Below are 6,000 nucleotides of genomic sequence, written 5' to 3' on the forward strand. Positions count from 1 at the left end.
TTAATGCGACATAATATTACAAATAATCCCTCTATTTTTATTTTTTTTAAAATTGTATACTGATATCACTAAAAAATAATAAGGAGGAAATATAAAGTTTAAAAGGTAAAATTTAAATTTATAACAAATTAAAACAACAATCATAACTTGAAAAGGTGTGGATGCACTTGAAGAGAATTTTGAACTTAATATTATCAATGATAGTACTACTAGGTGCTATCCCTAATCTCGCGTTCGCAGAGATTTCTAATTTTGGTGATTTGGATAAAATAACAAGTGCTTCTTTATCTACTAATTCTTATATTGTTAAGTTGAAAACAGAAGAGGACAAGGTAGACTTAGAGAATTTTATGTTGGGAATTGAGAATAAGACGGGCATAAAAAAAGTAAAAGAAGAATATGAAAATCTACCCTACCTCCTCCTTAATTTAACTTCTAAAGAAGTGAGTGATCTTGAGCGTAATCCAGGTATTTCATTCATTGAACTTGATAAAGAAATACAATTAACGGATATTGATCAACCCGCTGAAGATCTGGCACTTACCTCACCAATACATATAGAATCCAAAAATTCTTTTTCTAAGTTCATTGGAACCAATCAAAACGATATTGATCAAAGTAACGCAAATTTCCCCATCTCTAGTGAGAATTCTTTTGCAGACCAAACTGTTTCGAGTGTCACGTATGATACTTACATTAATCAGCCAGAAACAGTAGATAATTTGGTATACGGAATTGACTTTTTTTCATGGGGGCATAAAAAACTAAAAGTTAAAGAGTTACATGAAAGAGATATAAAAGGAAGTGGAGTACGAGTAGCTATTTTTGATACAGGTGTCGACATGAATCACGATGACCTTGAGCTTGCTGGTGGGGTCTCTTTTGTTGGAAATTCCTATGATGATGATAATGGTCACGGTACTAAGATGGCTGGAATTATTCAGGCGAAGATAAATAATTTTGGAATTGGTGGCCTAGCTCCAAATGTTGATTTATATGCAGTGAAAATGCTTGATCAATCTGGAAAGGGAACGTACAGTAACGTCATACATGCCATTGATTGGGCAATAGAAAATAATATAAATATTATAAATATGAGTATAACTGGATTTGAATTCAGTAAATCAATGAAAGATGCTACTCAGCGAGCTTGGGATGCTGGCATCCTTATAGTTGGAGCTTCAGGTAATTCTAATAGTCCTAAGGTCTCTTATCCTTCTGGTTATCGAACAGTAATGTCAGTTGGTGCAGTTACTTATGGTATGGAAAAAGCTCCTTTCTCCAATTATGGGGCGGGACTTGATATCTCTGCTCCAGGAGAGGGGATAATTACTACTTCTATAGGAAATAAGTATGAATCTGCCTCTGGTACTTCTGTTGCTGCATCCTTTGTTTCGGCAGCTGCAGCCGAAGTTTGGTCCTCTCATCCAGACTGGGATGTTTTAAAGATAAGAAAAGCTCTGTTAGACTCCGCCGAAAGTATCGGTGATAAAGAGTTATTTGGGTACGGACTTGTTGACCCTCTGTCTGCCATCGACGAAAATTTTATTCGAAATACAACCATTGATCCATCTGGTATTGAGGAAGGAGATGGTGATCCTGATGGAGAAGTTGAGATTTCTACTACTGATGTATCTGCAAATCCTTCTATAATAGAATTAGGTGATACCTCAACAATAAAGTTTAACTACAAAGACAAGGCACATCCAACAGTTATTACAGTGTATAGATACATTACAGGTTATGGTTATGTACAAATAGGTGATGAAATTTACATAAATACGAGACAAATTGAAGGACAGTGGACATTTAGACCAGAATATCTTGGGAACTATAAAATTCATGTAGCACCGAACGATAGAGATAATATCTTCGGTGACGATGCATTCGTTACAGTAAAAGAGCCAGCATCTCTGGAGAGTCCTTCTAATTTAAGAGTAACTTCAACAGAGTCAACTATTACGCTTAGTTGGGACAGTGTAAATGGGGCTACTTCATATAAAGCGTTAGTCTATGGCCAATCAGAAACGACTTTACCAATAGGTAGAAATTCTATTACATTCGATCAAAATTTAAACCCTAATACGTTATATCGAGTAGGAGTTGCAGCAGTAAATTCAAAGAGCCAAAGTGAATATAGTATCAAAAGTGTAACTACTCAGAAAGAGACAGTGATTGTCATTGCTGGAATGGCTGCATCAGCGGCATTTTATCAAGGTAATCAGATTTGGAAACCTAGATATTCTCACCTTTATGGCGATGTAGGACTTTTGAAAGTGGATTCAAATGGAGAGGCTTTAAATTCGGACGTTACTTTCAAAAATAGTGAATATCCAACTGGCCAACCATTGCTAGAGTTCTATGGCCCATTAATTGAATATTTAAAAACAGATTATAATGTTGTTCCTTTTGGATATGATTTTCGACGAAATAATGAAATGGCTGCCCAAGAGTTGAAAACACTAATTAATAGTTTAAATGTAAAAAAAGTAAGTATAGTCGGACATAGTATGGGGGGGCTAGTTGCTACAAAATATATTCAAAATGCACGTTCTGTGGGTGAAGATGATAAAGTGAGAAAGCTTATCACTTTAGGGACACCCTATCTTGGGGCCCCAAAAGCATACGCTACAATGAATAGTGGTTTCTTTCTATCTAGTATTGATAAGACTCCATTAAAAGATAAAGCTGGTGACCTACTTCTCCGTAATTTTTTAATGGGGCTTGCTAAAAATTCCGTTGGTGTAAATGAATTACTCCCTACCCAGAATTATTTTTTATCTAATCAATATTATATAAAGAAAAGAACAGATAAAGAGTGGGATTACACTAAAACTTTTACCCCAATGAGTAGCTATTCGACTACAAAAAGTTTTCTTAACTCAGATATAAGTAGTCCAATTTTTAATTCTTATATCTATAATAAATCAGAGTCATTTCATAACCAACTTGATATTATCAACACCTTAAACTCTATTCGAAATAAATTGTATATTATCGCAGGCTATAACTTAGAAACACCGGGTATTATCATTCCTCGCTTTCTTAAAGGCGTAAATGGATTGGAAACTTTCATAGAAAATGATATGGATCCAGTTAATGGCGATAAAACGGTTCCTTTGTGGAGTGCTTCGGTAGCTGAGAATTTTCAAAGTAGAATGTATTATGCAATGCAGGTGGAACACTCGGACTTACCTAAAGATGCTAAAGTTCAAGCGCAAGTTAAGAATATTTTAGCTGGTGGAAGTGCGGATATATTAACCAGATCTATTGCCAAGACCAAGACTTTGAAGATCAAGGTTGAGAACCCAGTAAACAATACTAATGGAAATAATAAAATGTTGAAAAGTTCAAATTTCCAAACCAACTCTATAAATAGTACATCTGATAGTTTGATAGATTTGAATGTATATGACATTAATGGTGCTCATCTCGGACCAAACCCTGATGGTAGTATTGATGATGAAGTGAATACTGGCAGTTATTATGAAAGTGGCGTTTTGAGATATGCATTATTAAATGAGGATAACTATCAGGTTAAGCTTTTAGGAACTGGAAATGGTTCAATTACATATACAGTCCAACAATTTGATAAATCAGACTATAAGGAGAAGACGTACCGTTTTGATAATGTTTCAGTAACACCAACAACAATTATTAGTTCAAATACAAACTTTAATCAAGGGATAGTATTGAATGTAGACGTAGATGGTGATGGTACAATAGATAAAATTATTCAGCCCTCTGTTGTATTAAATGGTGCTCAAAGCCAAGACGAGGATCCGCCGGAAACGATTATTTCTCATGATGGAATGACGAATGATGATTGGAATAGATCAAATGTTAATGTAACTCTTCAAGCTCACGATAATGTTAATGGTATAATGAATATTCAATATACTATTAACGACAATCCTATATTCTCAATATACGACAGACCTATCCTTCTTGACAGAGATGGAATATACACAATTAAAGCTTATTCGACTGATAATAATCTAAACCCTTCCAGTTTTGTTAGTAAAGAAATTCGAATCGATAAGACAGCTCCAGAAAAGCCTGTTATTGAATACCATCCAATTGATTGGACTAATGAAGATGCACACTTTACCGTTATTAACGGAAACGATTTATTAAGCGGAACTAAGAAAAGTCAGTATAAAATAGGAAACGGTCCATGGATTGATTTTAATTCAGAAACCGTAATTTCTGAGGAGGGTATAACTTCTATATCCGCCCGTTCAATTGATAACGCAGGCAATATAAGTGATATCACTGAAGTTATTGTTTATATCGATAAGACAGCCCCTAATGCACCGGAAATTGTACTCAGTCATCAGGATTGGTCTCCTGAGAATGTTACGTTTTATATTGATAAACCTGACGATGCTCTTAGTGGTGTGAAATATTTTCAGTATCGTCTTGGCACGACTGGTCCATGGATGAAATTTAATGAACCAGTTGTTATTTCAAATGAAGGTGAAACGCTTGTTTATGCAAGGGCAGTAGATATGGCCGGGAATAAAAGTAATGAAACTTTTGCTGTAGTAAAAGTTGACAAGACGCCCCCATCGGTCCCTCAGATAAATGCTGATACTCTAGAATGGATCAATACAGATGTGAATTTCTCGATTGTTCCTGGAGTTGACTTGTTGAGCGGCGTTAGTAGGACAGAATATAAAATAAATACTGGTGCATGGATTGAATATAAGGACCTTCCTATTAAGCTAACAGAAGAGGGAGTCTATCATGTATCCGCTAGATCTATTGATTTAGTAGGAAATATTAGCGATGAAGCCTTGGCTGTTATTAAAATCGATAAAACTCCACCGAGTAAAGCTACCATTACATTAAGTAATACAAAATGGACACAAGATGATGTTAAAGTTACCATTACTGATGGAGTCGATACATTAAGTGGTGTTAAAAAAAGCCAATATAAAATTAATCAGGGGGATTGGGTAGATTACACATCTATCGTTACTCTGCATGACGAAGGAATCAGTACAGTTTATGCTAGAACAATAGATTTGGCCGGAAACATAAGTGATGAAGTATACGCCAAGGTTTATATTGACAGAACACCTCCTAACAAACCAACTGATTTGACAGTACTCCCATTTTTAACGGGAAAAGGTTTGACATCAGTTACTTTAACTTGGGGTGAATCAATAGATCCAATCGGTGAAATAAAAGAATACGAAATTTATATGGATTCCAAATTAATTGGATCCACTACTAATTTGAATTTTACTATTAAAGATCTGAAAACAGATTCGCTATATAATTTTTATGTTGTAGCAAAGGATGAGGCTGGTAATTCTTCAGAACAAAGTAACGCTATTGATGTTTATACAAGGCGTACAATGATTCAAGCATCAGGGAACCAAAGCTTTCTGTTAAAATCAGAGCGAGATGGTACTTTATCTGCTTGGGGATCTAACAGTTATGGGCAATTAGGTGATGGTACAAAATACACTAAAACTACTGCTACTGATATTCCTTTGTTAAGTGGTATTGCGTCAATTTCTGCTGGAGATCAGCACACCGTTGCTGTGAAGAACGATGGTAGCGTGGTGGCATGGGGCTATAATTATGCCGGTCAACTGGGTGATGGAACAACCACTCAGCGCAGCGTGCCTGTAGCAGTTAGTGGATTGACGAGTGGCTTTATTGGGGTAGCAGCGGGCTCAAGCCAAAGCTTTGCCTTGAAAGGGGATGGCACGGTCTGGGGATGGGGTCAAGGATACGGAAGTACCCCGGTATCCATTAGTGGCCTGAACGGAATCGTTGCGATTGCGTCAAGCAGTACGAAAGGAATGGCCCTAAAAAGTGACGGCACAGTTTGGACCTGGTCGACCGGAGTTGCGGTAAGCCAAGTTTCCGGGCTGAGCGGAATCACAGCGATCGCCCTGGGCAACGGACAATACCTGGCCCTGAAAGGGGACGGGACAGTATGGTCCTGGGGAACAAGCGACAATGGCGAACTGGGCAGTGGAA

The 6,000-nt window shown here is 36.7% G+C and carries 1 protein-coding gene; it reads left to right on the plus strand.

All coding sequences use genetic code 11. From position 1 onward, the window contains the following. Positions 1 to 197 precede the first annotated feature (197 nt). Positions 198 to 6,000 (plus strand): alpha/beta fold hydrolase (locus ACFORK_RS25675; RefSeq protein ID WP_379204463.1); only part of this gene is annotated, 5,803 nt, incomplete at its 3' end.

The organism is Paenibacillus sp. GCM10012306, from assembly GCF_042649265.1.
In the GTDB taxonomy this organism is placed as follows: domain Bacteria; phylum Bacillota; class Bacilli; order Paenibacillales; family Paenibacillaceae; genus Paenibacillus_AQ.